General features: G+C 57.9%; 13 protein-coding genes. 4 read left to right on the top strand and 9 right to left on the bottom strand.

The window, feature by feature from the left end; genetic code table 11:
* Window positions 1-35 precede the first annotated feature (35 nt).
* From ubiB to udp, 6 genes are all read right to left on the bottom strand, one after another.
* Window positions 36-1,673, bottom strand: a complete 1,638-nt coding sequence (gene ubiB, locus AC6I7A_RS00910; RefSeq protein ID WP_009088503.1) for a ubiquinone biosynthesis regulatory protein kinase UbiB — start codon at window positions 1,671-1,673, stop codon at window positions 36-38.
* Complete coding sequence (gene ubiJ, locus AC6I7A_RS00905; protein WP_046100983.1) at window positions 1,670-2,275, bottom strand: ubiquinone biosynthesis protein UbiJ; 606 nt, start codon at window positions 2,273-2,275, stop codon at window positions 1,670-1,672. Before ubiJ ends, ubiB begins: the two co-directional genes overlap by 4 nt.
* 11 nt (window positions 2,276-2,286) lie before the next feature.
* Window positions 2,287-3,045 (bottom strand): bifunctional demethylmenaquinone methyltransferase/2-methoxy-6-polyprenyl-1,4-benzoquinol methylase UbiE, encoded by a 759-nt coding sequence (gene ubiE, locus AC6I7A_RS00900; protein WP_009088499.1) that lies wholly within the window; start codon window positions 3,043-3,045, stop codon window positions 2,287-2,289.
* A 75-nt stretch (window positions 3,046-3,120) separates the two neighbouring features.
* Window positions 3,121-4,620: a DNA recombination protein RmuC gene (rmuC, locus tag AC6I7A_RS00895; RefSeq protein ID WP_058958187.1), complete on the bottom strand. Its 1,500-nt coding sequence runs from the start codon at window positions 4,618-4,620 to the stop codon at window positions 3,121-3,123.
* Between the two features lie 85 nt (window positions 4,621-4,705).
* Window positions 4,706-5,974: a tetratricopeptide repeat protein gene (locus AC6I7A_RS00890; RefSeq protein ID WP_058958181.1), complete on the bottom strand. Its 1,269-nt coding sequence runs from the start codon at window positions 5,972-5,974 to the stop codon at window positions 4,706-4,708.
* A gap of 77 nt (window positions 5,975-6,051) precedes the next feature.
* Window positions 6,052-6,813 (bottom strand): uridine phosphorylase, encoded by a 762-nt coding sequence (gene udp / locus AC6I7A_RS00885; protein ID WP_058958182.1) that lies wholly within the window; start codon window positions 6,811-6,813, stop codon window positions 6,052-6,054.
* Between the two features lie 303 nt (window positions 6,814-7,116).
* Here udp and AC6I7A_RS00880 point away from each other — a divergent pair, with 303 nt between their 5' ends.
* Window positions 7,117-7,950: a dienelactone hydrolase family protein gene (locus tag AC6I7A_RS00880; RefSeq protein ID WP_009088490.1), complete on the top strand. Its 834-nt coding sequence runs from the start codon at window positions 7,117-7,119 to the stop codon at window positions 7,948-7,950.
* A gap of 52 nt (window positions 7,951-8,002) precedes the next feature.
* On the opposite strand, the gene metE is transcribed toward AC6I7A_RS00880, so the two are convergent.
* Entirely contained in the window at window positions 8,003-10,273 is a 2,271-nt protein-coding gene (gene metE / locus AC6I7A_RS00875) for a 5-methyltetrahydropteroyltriglutamate--homocysteine S-methyltransferase (protein ID WP_058958183.1), read from the bottom strand.
* A 144-nt stretch (window positions 10,274-10,417) separates the two neighbouring features.
* Here metE and metR point away from each other — a divergent pair, with 144 nt between their 5' ends.
* Together metR and AC6I7A_RS00865 are read left to right on the top strand one after the other, a co-directional pair.
* Window positions 10,418-11,344, top strand: a complete 927-nt coding sequence (gene metR / locus AC6I7A_RS00870; RefSeq protein ID WP_009088486.1) for an HTH-type transcriptional regulator MetR — start codon at window positions 10,418-10,420, stop codon at window positions 11,342-11,344.
* Window positions 11,345-11,427: 83 nt separating this feature from the next.
* Window positions 11,428-11,907: a YehS family protein gene (locus AC6I7A_RS00865; protein ID WP_058958184.1), complete on the top strand. Its 480-nt coding sequence runs from the start codon at window positions 11,428-11,430 to the stop codon at window positions 11,905-11,907.
* A gap of 491 nt (window positions 11,908-12,398) precedes the next feature.
* On the opposite strand, the gene AC6I7A_RS00860 is transcribed toward AC6I7A_RS00865, so the two are convergent.
* Window positions 12,399-13,262, bottom strand: a complete 864-nt coding sequence (locus tag AC6I7A_RS00860) for a carboxylate/amino acid/amine transporter (protein ID WP_033736487.1) — start codon at window positions 13,260-13,262, stop codon at window positions 12,399-12,401.
* 373 nt (window positions 13,263-13,635) lie between these two features.
* Between AC6I7A_RS00860 and glpT the strand changes: the two genes are divergently transcribed.
* Window positions 13,636-14,976 carry a glycerol-3-phosphate transporter gene (glpT, locus tag AC6I7A_RS00855; protein ID WP_009088478.1) on the top strand — a complete coding sequence of 447 codons (1,341 nt, stop codon included), beginning with the start codon at window positions 13,636-13,638 and terminating at the stop codon, window positions 14,974-14,976.
* A gap of 46 nt (window positions 14,977-15,022) precedes the next feature.
* Here the strand turns inward: glpT and yigL are convergent, their stop codons facing one another.
* Window positions 15,023-15,823 carry a sugar/pyridoxal phosphate phosphatase YigL gene (yigL, locus tag AC6I7A_RS00850; RefSeq protein ID WP_009088476.1) on the bottom strand — a complete coding sequence of 267 codons (801 nt, stop codon included), beginning with the start codon at window positions 15,821-15,823 and terminating at the stop codon, window positions 15,023-15,025.
* Window positions 15,824-15,833: the final 10 nt, after the last annotated feature.

Raw genomic sequence — 15,833 nt, 5'->3', positions numbered from 1 at the left:
CAGCGACATTACCTTTTTTTAAACAGACGTGACAATCAGTTTGTCTTACGCCAGCCGATCAGCCACGAAACGATTCCTGCCGCCATCAGAACCGCCGGAAAGAGATCCCAGTCCGGTCGGGTGAGCAGAACTGCCGTTCCGCTTAGCAGCAGTGTGGCACCGACGCCAAACAGATAACGCGCCTGATGATGACGGACGCGCTGCGCATTGAGATCGCCCACTAATTTATCGACGCTGTGCCGTAAAAGCTTGTGCTGGCGCATGCTGTCGTAAAAGAGTTCTGGCAGCTCCGGGAGCTTTTCAGCCCAGAACGGCGCTTTCTCTTTGACCGCACGGATAATGGCGGGGATACCCACCTGATCCTTGATCCACTCTTCCAGGAACGGTTTGGCCGTTTTCCACAGGTCGAGCTGTGGGTAGAGCTGACGGCCAATGCCTTCCACATAAAGCAGCGTTTTTTGCAGCAGCACCAGCTGCGGCTGCACTTCCATATTAAAGCGACGCGCGGTGTTGAACAGGTTCAGCAGCACATGCCCGAACGAGATCTCAGCCAGCGGCTTTTCAAAAATCGGCTCACAGACCGTGCGAATCGCAAACTCGAAATCTTCGACGTTGGTATCGGGTGGTACCCAGCCGGAATCAACGTGCAGCTCGGCAACCTTGCGATAGTCACGGTTGAAGAACGCGATAAAGTTTTCCGCCAGATAACGCTTATCTTCTTTGTTCAGCGACCCCACGATGCCGCAGTCGATACCGATATATTGCGGATCTTCCGGGTGTTCATAGCTGACAAAAATATTGCCCGGATGCATATCTGCGTGGAAGAAGCTGTCGCGGAAGACCTGGGTAAAGAAGACCTGGACACCGCGTTCGGCCAGCAGCTTCATGTTCACGCCATGGCGCTCCAGCGTCGCAACGTCGGAAATCGGGATACCGTAAATGCGCTCCATCACCATCATGGTTTCGCTGCAATAGTCGGAATAGACTTCCGGCACATAGAGCATACGGCTCTCTTCAAAATTGCGGCGTAACTGAATGGCGTTGGCGGCTTCGCGTAACAGGTTCAGCTCATCAAGCAGGGTTTTCTCATAATCGCGCACCACTTCGACCGGACGCAGACGACGGCCATCCGGCAGCAGACGCGGAACCCAGCGCGCCAGGCGATAGATCAGCTTCATATCCGCTTTGATCACCGGCAAAATGTCGGGGCGGATCACTTTGATCACCACTTTTTTGCCGTTAGATTTCAGCGTGGCGGTGTGAACCTGCGCAATCGACGCAGACGCCAGCGGCTTAATGTCAAAATCATCAAACCAGGTCTCAATGGGTGCACCCATCGAGGCTTCAATCTGTGCTTTCGCTTTGACGCCATCAAAGGGCGCCACACGGTCCTGCAGTATCGCCAGCTGATCGGCGATCAGCGGCGGGAAGAGATCCCGGCGCGTTGACAGCATCTGACCAAACTTGATCCAGACCGGCCCCAGCTGCTCCATCGCCATACGCATACGCGCACCGGTCGGTTCATGCTGGTGCAGATTGGGGATCCAGAAAATTGAGCGACGCCACAGGCGGAACAGGAAAGTGAGACGTGTCTGCGGGATCAGTTCATCAAGGCCATAGGTCAGAAACACCTTCATGATCAGATATAAGCGGCGGATCTCTCCTAAACTCATTTTGCCTCCAGCTGCGCCAGACGCGCATCAAGCGCCTCAAGCGAACGTTCCATCGCGTCGACCTCCTCAGAAAACCAGGCCAGTTCCAGTGAGCCAGGCGCAACACGCCACTCTTCGGTCATGGCCTGTCCAAGATATCCCTGACGACGCGCTGCTTCACCTTTGAAAAAGCGGAAAGCCTGCTGTGCCCGCTGACTGATGCCCTGCGCGGCGATGTCGCCCACCCAGGGAGCCAGATATTCCGCCGGATCCAGCTCAGCCAGATCCATCAGCGCCGAGAACTGCTGGACCACCTGCAGATCGCCCTCTACCTGCAGTTCACCGCTGCGAATCAGCGGCGTCAGCTGCTGGCGATCGCGCAGCTTTGGCAGACTTTTCAGCGAGGTGATCACCGTGCAGTCGCTGCGGTCCTGCCAGTCAGCTAACACATCCAGCTGCTGTTCACTGAACACCAGCACCAGGGGAGACGAGAACTCATTCAGGCGCAGTGTCAGGACTTTGCCATTCAGACGTTGCCGCGCCGGCTTAAGGCCACGATCGCGGTACAGAATACGGTTCAGCGCCGTCTCCATGCCCGCCGTAATCAAAGGAGTCAGGTTCATCACCATCTCACTCAGAACTTAAATCCACGATGCAGCGCCACGATGCCGCCAGTCATGTTGGAGTAAGTGGTATTTTCAAAGCCAACATCGTTCATCATCGCCTTCAGGGTCTCCTGATCGGGATGCATACGGATCGATTCGGCAAGATAGCGGTAGCTCTCAGCATCCTGCGCCACCAGCTGGCCGATACGCGGCAGAATGTGGAACGAATAGGCGTCATACGCTTTGCTCAGCGGGTCCAGCACCGGCTTAGAGAACTCCAGCACCAGCAGGCGTCCGCCCGGCTTAAGCACCCGGAACATGGAGGCCAGCGCCTTCTCTTTTTCCGTGACGTTGCGCAGACCAAAGGAGATGGTGATGCAGTCGAAGTAGTTATCAGGGAAAGGCAGAGCTTCTGCGTTGGCCTGCACGTAACTGACGTTGCCCACCACACCCTGATTGCGCAGCTTTTCGCGGCCCATCTTCAGCATGGAACTGTTGATATCCGCCAGTACCACCTGACCGGTGTCACCCACCAGACGAGAGAATTTTGCCGTCAGATCGCCGGTGCCTCCCGCCAGATCCAACACACGCTGACCGCGGCGAACACCGCTGCTGTCGATGGTAAAGCGCTTCCAGATACGATGGACGCCAAAGGACATCAAATCGTTCATCAGGTCATATTTTGCCGCTACGGAGTGAAACACATCCGCGACTTTGTCAGCTTTTTCGCTTTTGGCGACCGTCTGAAAGCCAAAATGGGTGGTTTCCTGCTGTGATTCATCTGCCATCGGTTTTACCTGCTCCACAAACAATACTTTCCGAAGTGTATCAGAGTCACGGAAGTCAGGCACGCTGCGCCCATACTATTCGTGGAGGCGTCTCACACGCCTGTCACTGTCATCCGCATCCTCATCATCCCTGTCGTCATCTGCCATCCGGTTTTCCGGCATAGCCCGTTCGGCCAGCTGAGGATTGATCGGCCGTTTGATTTCAACGCCCAGCGCACGGAACCCTTCCGTCTGCGCAATCAGGTTACCGCGCCCCTCTGCCAGCTTTTTCATCGCCTCGCGATAGCTGTTCTGCGCTTTGTCCAGACTGTGACCAATACCGCTCATGTCATCCACAAACAGCCGCATCTTGTCATAGAGGCGTGCGGCCCGATCGGCAATACGCTGTGCATTGCGGCTCTGGTGCTCATAGCGCCACAGATTATTGATGGTCCGTAACGCCACCAGCAGCGTGGTGGGGCTGACCAGCATGATATTCTGCTGCAGTGCCTCGCTAATCAGCTCAGGCTGGCGGTCGATCGCCAGTAAAAAGGCCGGTTCAACCGGAATGAACATCAACACATAATCCAGCGAGCGTAAACCGGGCAATTGTTGATAATCTTTTCGTCCCAGCAGGCGGATATGGGCCCGCATGGCGCTGACATGTTCCTGAATCGCCTGTTCACGTTCGATCTCATCATCCGCATTGAAGTAGCGCTCATAGGCCACCAGCGTCATCTTGGCGTCCACCACCACATCTTTGCCCTGCGGCAGCCGCACAATCACATCCGGCTGCATCCTGCCCTGCTGTTCAGACTGAATGCTGACCTGCGTTTCATATTCATAGCCTTCACGCAGCCCGGAGGCTTCCAGCACCCGGCTCAGGACCACTTCCCCCCAGTTACCCTGGATTTTATTGTCGCCCTTCAGGGCTTTGGTCAGGTTGAGCGCCTCCTGCGCCATCTGCGCATTCAGCTGCTGAAGCTGACGGATTTCGTGGGTCAGGGTGTGACGTTCACGCGCCTCTGCGCCAAAGCTTTCATGCACCTGACGACGAAAGCCATCCAGCTGTTCACGTAACGGGCCAATCAGGCTATCCAGGCTTTGACGGTTCTGCTCATCGACGCGACGGCCGCTGCTTTCGAAAATGCGGTTGGCGAGGTTTTCAAACTGGGCGCTGAGACGCTGCTCGCTGTTGGTCAGCAGGCGCTGCTTCTCCTCGGCGGCAAAACGGGTCTCTTCCAGACGGATGGTCACCTCACGCAGCTCCGCTTCCTGCGCGCTGTTGACCTCCAGCTGATTGCGCAGCTCGCGATTGAGCTGCTCACTTTCATTGCGCCAGTAGTCGAGCTGCTGCAGCCGCTCCGTGGCTCCGCTCAGGGCACCGTGCAGCTGACGCAGCTCCTGTTCCCGCTCCCGGATTTGCTGCTGAAGCTGTTCAGTCTGCTGCTGCTGACGCTGCTGTGCCTCCTGCTGCAGACGGCGCTCAGTCTGGAAACTGGCGGCCTGGTGCCCGGCACGAAGCTGTGCCAGCATCCAGCCGATCCCGACCCCGGCAAGCGCCAGACAGATGCTGATGATGATGTGCTGATCCATGATTTCCCCGCGACTTACGCTGCTGAGGAAAAAGGTAGAGTCGCACTGTATGAATGTCCAGATAAATTTATTCGCGCTCAGCAACTTAGAGCGCGGTCACCGTCACCCTTCCCGCCTGCCACTCCTCAATCAGAAAAAAGGGCATCGGCAACAGCCACTCACCCTGCTTAACCTGCGCCAGATAGTGCCAGGTGGTTTCGCCCGCGGTGATCGCCACGCGCTGTCTGCTGCCGTCGGCCGCACTGGCTTTCCCGGTCATACTGGCAAAGCCGGCATTGCTGCCCACGTGGAACTGCGGCGTCTGCCAGCGCACCGGCGCATGGGCAGGCCACGGCCGGGCCTGATGAAAGTGAAACAGTTCATCGTGATTCAGCACGCTTTCACGTACTGTCGGCCACAACGCCACTTTGAGGAAATATTGATCGGTGAAGCGTTCGCTCCCCCGGTAGTGCGCAATAAAATCACGCATCGCCTGCTCCACGTTGTGAAAGACGCCATGACAGCCGCCCCACATCCCCGCCAGCAGCAGTTCGGTGTGGGAAAAGTAGTCACGCATATGGTGGAACCAGTAAGGTGAAGCCAGCCAGGCGCTGACCGCCGCCGCTTCGCGCTCTGAGAGCAGCGAGTCGGCATCGCGGACGATAAAGCGCTTCACGCCAGGATCGTCCATCACCAGAAAACGCCACAGGGTGGGAAACAGGGTTTTCTCATGCGACATATCGACCCGTTGCACATGCGGCTGGTCCAGTCGCTGCCAGACATGCTGCGGCACGCTGTCGTCAAGGTAGATGCGGCAGACCCAGCCGGGATAGAGTTCAGGTACGACTTCGACGTTTTTAATCAGGGTTTCGCAGTAGCGCGGCTGGTCACCAAACAGGCTGAAGGCAATGACATTCTGGTGCGGCTGTGTGAGATCGGCAGGCTCGGGCTGGGGAGCGGGAAACGCCACACGCTGCCCCTGACTGAAACGCGCATCGGACTGCATCAGCGACGCCAGACCATAGCGCGCCACCTCATCCGGCTTATTCAGCCAGCCACAGACTTCGGTCAGGCCATCCAGCCAGGTTTCAGAGGCGGTGCTGCGCACCGCGGGCGGGGAGTGCGCAATCTTCTGATAGATTTTATAGGACTTCTGGTACTGACCCAGACGCAGCAGACAGAGTGCATAGTCGCTCAGCACCTGCATCTGCTGAGGCAGATAGCGCAGTGCCTCTTCGCAGCACTGGGCGGCCTGTGCATAGTCACCCTGCTGCATGGCGGCACGGAAGCGTTCGGCACCGCGTTCCAGCCGGGCATTAAGGGCGGCAGGATCGGCTTTGAATGCCGGTCGTCGGACAGGAAGTGTATTGCGCATAAGCCTTCTCAGGTTTCACTGAAATGACGCGCCTTATACAGCAGCAGGCCCGATAGGGGCCCGCGGCCTGACGCGGCCTACAGCAAGCGACGCGCCGCTTCGACCACAATCTTCACTGCGTCGCTTTCTGTCTGTTTCATGGTGACCGCATCAGGGATCTCTTTCTGCGTACGGTTCACAATGACGCCTGCCACCATACCGGCGCGGAGGCCCTGGCTGGCGCACATGGTTAACAGTGTAGCGGATTCCATCTCATAGTTGAGGACACCCATCTCCTGCCACTCTTTCATCGATCCCTTGAAACGGCTGACGACGCGGCCTGAGACGGTGTCGTAGCGCTCCTGGCCCGGATAGAAGGTGTCAGAGGAGGCGGTAATGCCGATATGAGTTATGGCGCCACAGGCTTCTGCAGCCGCCACCAGCGCAGTGGTACAGCCGAAGTCAGCCACCGCCGGGAACTCCATCGGCGCGAAATGCAGGCTGGCGCCATCCAGGCGTACGGAGGCGGTCGTGACCAGCACATCGCCGACGTTGATATGTGGCTGAATGGCACCCGTGGTGCCGACGCGCAGGAAGGTGCGCACGCCAAGCTGAGCCAGCTCTTCTACCGCAATAGAGGTCGAAGGGCCGCCGATGCCGGTTGAGCAGACAACCACCGGCTTGCCATCCAGTTTTGCCAGCCAGGAGGTAAATTCACGGTGTGAGGCGAGATGCGTGGCATCCTCCATCAGTCCGGCAATTTTCTTCACGCGCTCCGGGTCGCCCGGCACAATCGCCAGGGTGGCGCCCTGCAGATCGGCTTTCGTCAGGCCAAGATGGAAAACGTCAGACTGTGTCATTTGCAGACTCCTGTTAAGGGATGATAGCGCGCCACTCTACGCCAGCACGCCCGATAAATATGTGACAGCATTCACTTAAGAAAATGAAAGTTACATTTACCGGAAGAAAAAATGCGACATTAATCACACATTAACATCTTCTTCGCCCGGATAACGTCCGGCGGGGCTGTGTCGGGGTCAGGGCAATGTTAAAGAGGTGGATGCGTTTGTTCGCTGCTGATTCTGTTACCCGACACCTGGCACGCTCGCTTTCGGGCCAGGCTATAGTTACGTGATTGCGCCAATGCTTGCACGGAGAGAATAATGAAACCCAGTGATACTTTGCCACAAAAACCGGCGACGGGCGGCTTTGCGCCAGCCGTGCAACCCACCGCCGACACCACCATTATTACCGATAGTCCGGCCATTCACGCAGGTGAGACTTCCGTGCCAAGTCAGGGCGAAAACATGCCGGCCTATTTTGCAAAACCGCAGTCAGCGGAAGGTCCTTTACCCGTCGTGCTGGTGGTGCAGGAGATCTTTGGTGTGCACGAACACATCCGGGATATCTGCCGCCGTCTGGCGCTGGAAGGCTATCTGGCGATTGCACCGGAGCTCTATTTCCGCGAGGGCGATCCCTCTGAGTATCATGATATCCCGACGCTGTTCAGCGAGCTGGTCAGTAAAGTGCCGGATACTCAGGTGCTGGCTGACCTGGACCATGCCGCCAACTGGGCCGCACGCAACGGCGGCGATATCCGCCGCATGGGCATTACCGGTTTCTGCTGGGGTGGCCGCATCAGCTGGCTCTACGCCGCGCACAATCCGCAGTTGCGCGCCGCCGTGGCCTGGTATGGACGGCTGACCGGCGACCGCACTCTGAAGCAGCAGAAGCACCCGATTGATATTGCCGTCGCGCTCAACGCGCCGGTTTTAGGACTCTATGGCGGACAGGACGAGAGCATCCCGCTGGAGAGCGTCGAGCAGATGCGACAGGCGCTGCATGCCGCCAATGCCACCGCCGAGATCATCGTCTATCCCGAAGCGGGTCATGCGTTTAATGCAGACTACCGCCCGAGCTACCATGCGGAATCGGCTCAGGATGGCTGGCAGCGGATGCTGACCTGGTTCAGACAATATGGTGTGACCTCGCAGTAATTGAAAAAGGGGCGCATCTGCGCCCCTTTTTTTGCCACCCGGACCCGCTCCCCTACGCCGTCTCACCACGCAGTTTCTTCGCCGCCGTCACCATATTGGCCAGCGCCTGACGTGTTTCCGTCCAGCCGCGCGTTTTCAGGCCGCAGTCCGGGTTTACCCACAGACGCGCTGCCGGAATCCGTTTTGCGGCCTTCTGCAGCAGGGCTTCTATCCACTCAACGCTGGGAACGTTAGGCGAGTGAATGTCATAGACGCCGGGGCCGATTTCATTCGGATAGTCGAAATGCTCAAACGATTCCAGCAGCTCCATATCGGAGCGCGAGGTTTCAATGGTGATGACATCGGCATCCAGCGCCGCAATGGCATCCATGATGTCGTTGAACTCGCAGTAACACATATGGGTGTGAATCTGGGTGTCATCCTGCGCCACGGCCGCGGTAAGCCGGAACGCCTCTACCGCCCAGGTCAGGTAGGCGGCCCACTCCGACTGATGCAAAGGCAGGCCTTCACGCAGAGCCGGTTCATCTATCTGAATAATCCCGATTCCCGCCTTCTCCAGATCTTTCACTTCATCACGCAGCGCCAGCGCGATCTGCTTTGCGAGGGTTTCCCGTGACACATCTTCACGCGGGAACGACCAGCAGAGGATAGTAACCGGGCCGGTCAGCATCCCTTTAACCGGCTTGTCGGTCAGCGACTGCGCATAGCTGGCCCACTCCACGGTGATCGCCGCCGGCCGGCTGATATCCCCGATGATGACCGGCGGTTTGACACAGCGGGAACCGTAGCTCTGCACCCAGCCGTTCTGGGTGAAGACAAATCCCTCCAGATGCTCGCCGAAATACTCCACCATGTCGTTGCGTTCCGCTTCACCGTGAACCAGCACATCCAGCCCCAGCCGCTCCTGTTCGGTAATGGCCTGCCTGATATGTGCCGCGATGCCAGTACGGTAGTGGCTGCTGTCGAGACGGCCCTGCTTAAAGTCGAGGCGCAGGCCACGGATCTCGGTGGTCTGGGGAAAAGAGCCGATGGTGGTGGTGGGCCAGGCCGGCAGTCTGAAACGCTGACGCTGCAGGGCAGCCCGCTCAGAATAGGCGCGCTGGCGCTGACTGAGCTGTGGCGTGATGGCCTGCAGACGCTGGCCCACTGCGGCATTGTGCACGCGGCGCGAGTGCGCACGGGCGCGCACCGGGGCACTCCATGCCTCCAGCGACGCCGCATCGTTCTGGTTCAGTGCGTGAGTGAGCAGCGAAAGTTCAGCACACTTCTGCAGGGCGAAAGCGAACCAGCTTTTGACCTCATCATCCAGACGGGTTTCCACGCTGAGATCGATCGGGCTGTGCAGCAGCGAGCAGGAGGAGCCGATCCAGACCTGTTCCCGCTGTGCAATCACCGGTTGCAGACGGCTGAACCAGCGGCTGAGATCGGCGCGCCAGACGTTACGCCCGTTGATCACCCCGAGTGACAGCAGCCAGCTGGCGGGCAGTTGCTGATTCAGCTGCTGGAGGTCATCGTGGCCATGAACCAGATCGACATGCAGGCCCTGCACCGGCAGTGCGCGAATCACCTCAATATTCTGTCCGATGCTGTCAAAGTAGGTGGTCAGCAGCAGTCTGCTGTGACCCTGCAGCGCGTCATACGCCGGTTTGAAGGCGTCGCGCCACGCCTGCGGCAGTTCCAGGGCCAGGGCCGGTTCATCAATCTGCACCCATTCGATGCCCCGTCTGGCCAGTTCTGCCAGCACCTGCTGGTAGACGGGCAGAATCGCCTCCAGCAGCGACAGGCGCTCGAACGGCTCACCTTTCACTTTGCCCAGCCACAGATAGGTTACCGGCCCCAGCAGCACCGGCTTGATGTTGTGACCCAGCGCCAGCGCCTCATCGACCTCGTCCAGCAGCTGAGTCCAGGTCAGTTTAAACCGCTGTCCCCGGGTAAATTCCGGCACCATGTAGTGATAGTTGGTGTTAAACCATTTGGTCATCTCTGCCGCGGCGGCGGGTTCCCCGCTGGGGGCTCGACCGCGACCCAGGCGGAACAGGGTGTCCAGGTCAACGCTGCCCTCCGGGTTCTGATGGCGTGCGGGCACGTTGCCCAGCATCAGGCTGGTGGTCAGCACATGATCGTACCAGGCAAAATCGCCGACCGGCAGCAGATCGACACCCGCCGCTTTCTGCTGTTGCCAGTGGCGGGCGCGCAGTTCACGGCCCACCGCCAGTAAGTCCTGCTGCGAAATATCACCCGCCCAGTACTGCTCCAGTGCTTTTTTCAGTTCCCGGCGCAGGCCAATACGGGGAAAGCCGAGGGTGTGGTTCAGGATAGTCATGTGCTGTTCTCCAGATAATCTTTCACTCTGGCTTTTACAGGCAGCCAGAGAGGTTTAGCCGTCCAGATGTTTACACTGCTATAATCTGCGGGTACTGTATGTGGCTCAAGCGCAATATGTTCATTTTCGATGTGAAGGACCCTCATGATCGAACTCAAGCACCTGCGGACGCTTCAGGCTCTGCGCAATACGGGATCGCTGGCGGCGGCGGCGGCCCAGCTTCACCAGACGCAATCGGCGCTCTCTCATCAGTTCAGCGACCTGGAGCAGCGGCTGGGATTCCGCCTGTTCGTGCGTAAAAGTCAGCCGCTGCGGTTTACGCCGCAGGGCGATATTCTGCTGCAGCTGGCAGAGCAGGTGTTGCCGCAGATCCAGCACGCCCTGCAGGCGTGCCATGAGCCGCATCAGACCACGCTGCGGGTGGCGATCGAGTGTCATAGCTGTATTCAGTGGCTGACCCCCGCGCTGGATAAATTCCGTCAGAGCTGGCCGCAGGTGGTGATGGATTTCAAATCGGGCGTGACCTTTGATCCTCAGCCCGCTCTGCAGCAGGGTGAGCTGGATGTGGTGCTGACCTCCGATATTCTGGCGCGCTCCGGCCTGTTCTACTCCCCGATGTTTGATTATGAAGTGCGGCTGGTGCTGGCAACGGATCATCCGCTGGCACAGGTGGAGCAGATTGCCCCGGAAGATCTGGCCGATGAGGTGTTGATGATCTATCCGGTGCAGCGTCAGCGTCTGGATATCTGGCGTCACTTCCTGCAGCCTGCTGGCGTCAGCCCGGCGCTGAAAAGCGTCGATAACACCCTGCTGATGATTCAAATGGTTTCCGCGCGCATGGGTATCGCGGCGCTGCCGCACTGGGTGGTGGAGAGTTTTGAGAAGCAGGGTCTGGTCGTGACCCGCACGCTGGGTGAGGGGCTCTGGAGTCGTCTTTACGCCGCCGTGCGCGAAGGTGAACAGCGGCAGCCGGTGCTGGAAGCCTTTATCCGTTTCGCCCGTCAGCACGCCTGTGAGCATCTGCCGTTTGTGCGTGATGCTGCGCTGCCCGGTGCGGTATTGCAGCGGTAACCGGTCGGGCACAAACCTGCGCGAACGCTGGCAAAATCCCCTATAATGCGCAGCCTGTCGACTGACCATGAGAAGATCTCACCATGACTAATAACGATATTCTGCGCAGCGTGCGCTACATGCTTAATCTGAGCGATGCCGGAATGGTGAAGATTTTTGCGCTGGCGGAATGTGAGGTACCCGAGACGGATGTTCAGGCGTGGCTGAAAAAAGATGACGACGCCGCGTTCCGTCCCTGCCCTGATGTGCTGATGGGTTATTTTCTGAATGGCCTGATTTTTTACCGTCGTGGTAAAAGCGAAGAGGCGCCTGCCCCGTCAATCGAGCGCAAAATGAATAACAATATTTTCATGAAGAAACTGCGTATCGCGTTCGATCTGAAAACGACCGACATTCCTGACGTGCTGAAGCGCGCAAACTTTACCGTGTCGCAGGCGGAAGTAGGGGCGATTTTCCGCAAGCCTGACCATAAGAACTACCGCGAGTGTGGCGATCAGATTCTGCGTAACTTCCTGAAAGGGCTGGCGATGATCCAGCGTCCGAAGATTGATAAGCCGGCTTAATCTCTGATCGCTTCTGACCCCTGCGTGGTCAGAGGTGGCGCATCTGATCGCAAAGAAAGCCTGCATCCATGCAGCGCGGCCTCGCCATCCCTGGCTCGGACGCTTTGCTCCTCAGCTGCGCCACCCCTTCTCTCCCGCTTCATCAGGGCTTTGACAAGAGCAGCACCGGGCCAGCCATGCGGCGGACGCTTTACTTCTCAGCCCGCCATTCCCTCCTTCATGCTCGCACTGAGCCACGCATTTAACAGCGATGAGGCTGTTGCGCCTCCAGGCTTTACTACCCTGCATCACTCCTTCATGCTCGCGCTGAGCCACGCATTTAACAGCGATGAGGCTGTCACGCCTCATGGGCTGGCGCGTCAGAAGAGCGAAGCGTCCGGGCCAGGGATGGCCCGGCCGATCCACAGGGAGGTGAGATTCCTTCGCGATCGGACGCGCCAGCCCGGGAGGCCTCACCTGACCCACAGCCACTGATTAGGTGCGATTCTCCTTTAAGATCGGCTGCTACGCCCCACCACCCAGCGCTTATGCACCCACAGCGAGGCGAGGATCACCAGCGCACCCGCAATAAAGCTCGGCCAGTGCGGTTTCTCCTGCCAGATTGCCAGATTCACCAGCAGCCCGGCGGGAACGTGCATGTTATTCATAATGCCCAGCGTGCCGGCATCGACCTGCGTTGCACCGTAGTTCCACATAAAATAGCCCAGACCGGAAGCCGCAACGCCCAGCCAGACCAGAATGCCCCACTGCAGTGAGGTGGTCGGCAACTTCTGCGGATTACCCCAGGCGCACCACGCGATCACGGCAATCACGACCGCACCCAGATAGAACCAGGAGAAGGCGGTGTGCTGCGGCATCGGACGGGTCTCCTGCAGACGCTTATACCCAACCATTCCCGCCGCAAAACAGATGTTTGCCAGCTGCACTAACAGCAGCCCGAACCAGAAATGATCGCTGACTTTGTCATAACGGATAATCGCCGCACCGGCCACCGCCAGCAGCGCACTGAACACATAACCGATGCGCAGCGGACGACGGCTGATCAGATCGTAAATCAGCGTCACGTACAGCGGCGTCATCACCGTAAACAGCAGAAATTCTGAAACGCTCAGATAGAGATAGGCTTCAAAACTCAGCAGATACATCACCCCGAGCTGCAGCATCCCCACCAGCATATAAAGCAGCAGCGTTGAAGGGCGGTAGCCGCGCCAGCGCAGGAAAGGCAGGAAGACCAGCGCAGCCAGCGCCAGACGCATCAGCACGGAAAACCAGCTGTCCACCTGCCCGGCAAGGTATTCGCCAATCAGACTGAACGAAAAGGCCCACAGAATAGTGGTAATAATTAATAAGAACACGGTCATGACCCTGAAATTAACAGGCCGCCAGTGTAAACAATGTGCTGCCATCAGGCTGTGAAATCTGGTTGACATGTGACTATAAAACATTCGATCAGAATCTTTAAGCAGCGGACCGTTTACACAGACTGACATAACTGTCGACAGAACCGCTTTTCCGCCAGACAAAATGCGCGAAATGATCCATCAGGTGAACACTTTCGCTCTCAACTGTAATAAAACTGTAACAAATGTGTCATTCATCACAGTAACGCTGCGCAACTAACACTATTCTTTGCGCGAAATGGAACATCGGATGGCCATTTTCTCCTCTTTTCCTGCTTCAACCTGCCGGGAATTCAAAAACCATAATGTGCCCTGGAGGGCCTCACTGATGCTGAGCATTTTTAAACCTGCGCCACGCCAGCCACAGGTGGCAGAGGATCGTGTCGATCCCCTCTACCGTCGTCTGCGCTGGCAAATTTTCATCGGGATCTTCTTCGGTTATGCCGCCTACTATCTGGTCAGAAAAAACTTTGCGCTCGCGATGCCCTATCTGGTCGAGCAGGGTTTTTCGCGGGGCGATTTAGGGTTTGCCCTGTCGGGCATCTCCATCGCCTACGGCTTTTCAAAATTCATCATGGGATCGGTGTCGGACCGCTCAAACCCGCGCGTCTTCCTGCCGGCTGGCCTGATTCTGGCCGCGGCGGTGATGCTGATCATGGGATTTGTGCCCTGGGCGACCTCCAGCATCATGGTGATGTTTGTACTGCTGTTTATCTGCGGCTGGTTTCAGGGGATGGGCTGGCCGCCGTGCGGACGCACCATGGTTCACTGGTGGTCACAGAAGGAGCGCGGCCGGATCGTCTCGGTCTGGAACTGCGCCCATAATGTGGGCGGCGGTATTCCCCCGCTGCTGTTTCTGCTGGGCATGGCGTGGTTTAACGACTGGAAAGCGGCGCTCTACATGCCCGCTTTTGGCGCGATTGCCATTGCGATTCTGGCCTTTGCGCTGATGCGCGATACCCCGCAATCCTGTGGCCTGCCGCCGATTGAAGCGTATAAAAACGACTATCCGCCCGACTACGATGCCAGCCATGAAGAGGAGCTGACGGCAAAGCAGATCTTCATGAAGTACGTGCTGCCGAACAAGCTGCTGTGGTACATCGCGCTGGCCAACGTGTTTGTCTATCTGCTGCGCTACGGCATCCTCGACTGGTCTCCGACCTATCTCAAAGAGGTGAAACACTTCACACTGGATAAATCCTCCTGGGCCTACTTCCTGTATGAATATGCGGGGATACCAGGGACACTGCTCTGCGGCTGGATGTCGGATAAGGTGTTCCGCGGCAATCGGGGGGCGACCGGGGTGTTCTTTATGACGCTGGTCACCGTCGCAACCGTCATCTACTGGCTCAATCCGGCGGGTAACCCCGGCGTCGATATGGCCTGTATGATCGTGATTGGCTTCCTGATCTACGGTCCGGTGATGCTGATTGGTCTGCACGCGCTGGAGCTGGCCCCGAAAAAAGCGGCAGGAACGGCAGCGGGCTTTACCGGCCTGTTCGGCTACCTGGGAGGCTCGGTGGCCGCCAGCGCCATTGTCGGTTACACCGTCGACTACTTCGGCTGGGATGGCGGCTTCCTGGTGATGATCGCAGGCTGCGTGCTCGCCGTTATTCTGCTGCTCCTGACCATGGTCAGCGAACACAGACACAAACAGAAAATCGCCTGACGGCATAAAAAAAGGGCCGGATAACCGGCCCTTTTCATTCATTTACTTATGCGAGGTAGAGTGCGCGCAGCGTCTGCGGCACCGCATCATCCGCATTTGATCCAATCACTTCCAGCGCCGGCAGGGTATCTTTCAGCCGCTGATGAGCGTTCTGCATGATACAGCCCTTGCCCGCCATGCTCAGCATCTCCACATCGTTCATGCCGTCGCCAAAGGCGATACAGCTTTGCAGCGAATGACCCAGCTGCTTCGCCACGGCTTCCAGCGCATGCCCCTTCGACACGCCGCCCGCCATGACCTCCAGACAGGTGGGTAATGAGAAGCTGACGTTAACGCGGTCACCCCAGCGCGCTTCAATGGCCTGCTCCATCGGGATCAGATGTTCAGGGTTTTCGCAGGTGAAGAAGACTTTGCTGATGTTATCGGTTGGCAGCAGACCTGGCTCATAGACCTGATAATTGAATACCGACTCGCGGAAGTAATCCTGTTCCGCCGGACTTGAGCGGCTGACAAACCACTCATCATCCCGGTAGACGTGAGTCAGGATTTCGTTGTGGTGATATTGCAGGCCAAACAGATCGCTGGCGATGTCGGCATCCAGATTGTGACTGAAGACCAGTTCGCCCGCCGCGTTGTGAACGCGCGCGCCGTTTGAAGTGATCATATAAGCCGGAATCGCCAGGCTGTCGCGCATCTGTCCGACATCGATATGATGACGGCCGGTCGCGAAAACGAAGTGAATATCTCTGGCGACCAGCTGCTGCAGCGTTTCGCGTGCAAATGGGGTCAGGCGATGTTCGGGAGAAAGCAGCGTGCCATCCAGGTCGGATGCAACGATGTGGTACATGAAAACCTCG

The sequence above is a fragment of the Type-F symbiont of Plautia stali genome, assembly GCF_059731105.1.
Note: the sequence above shows the minus strand (reverse complement) of the source record. Positions and strands in the feature narration are given on the sequence as shown.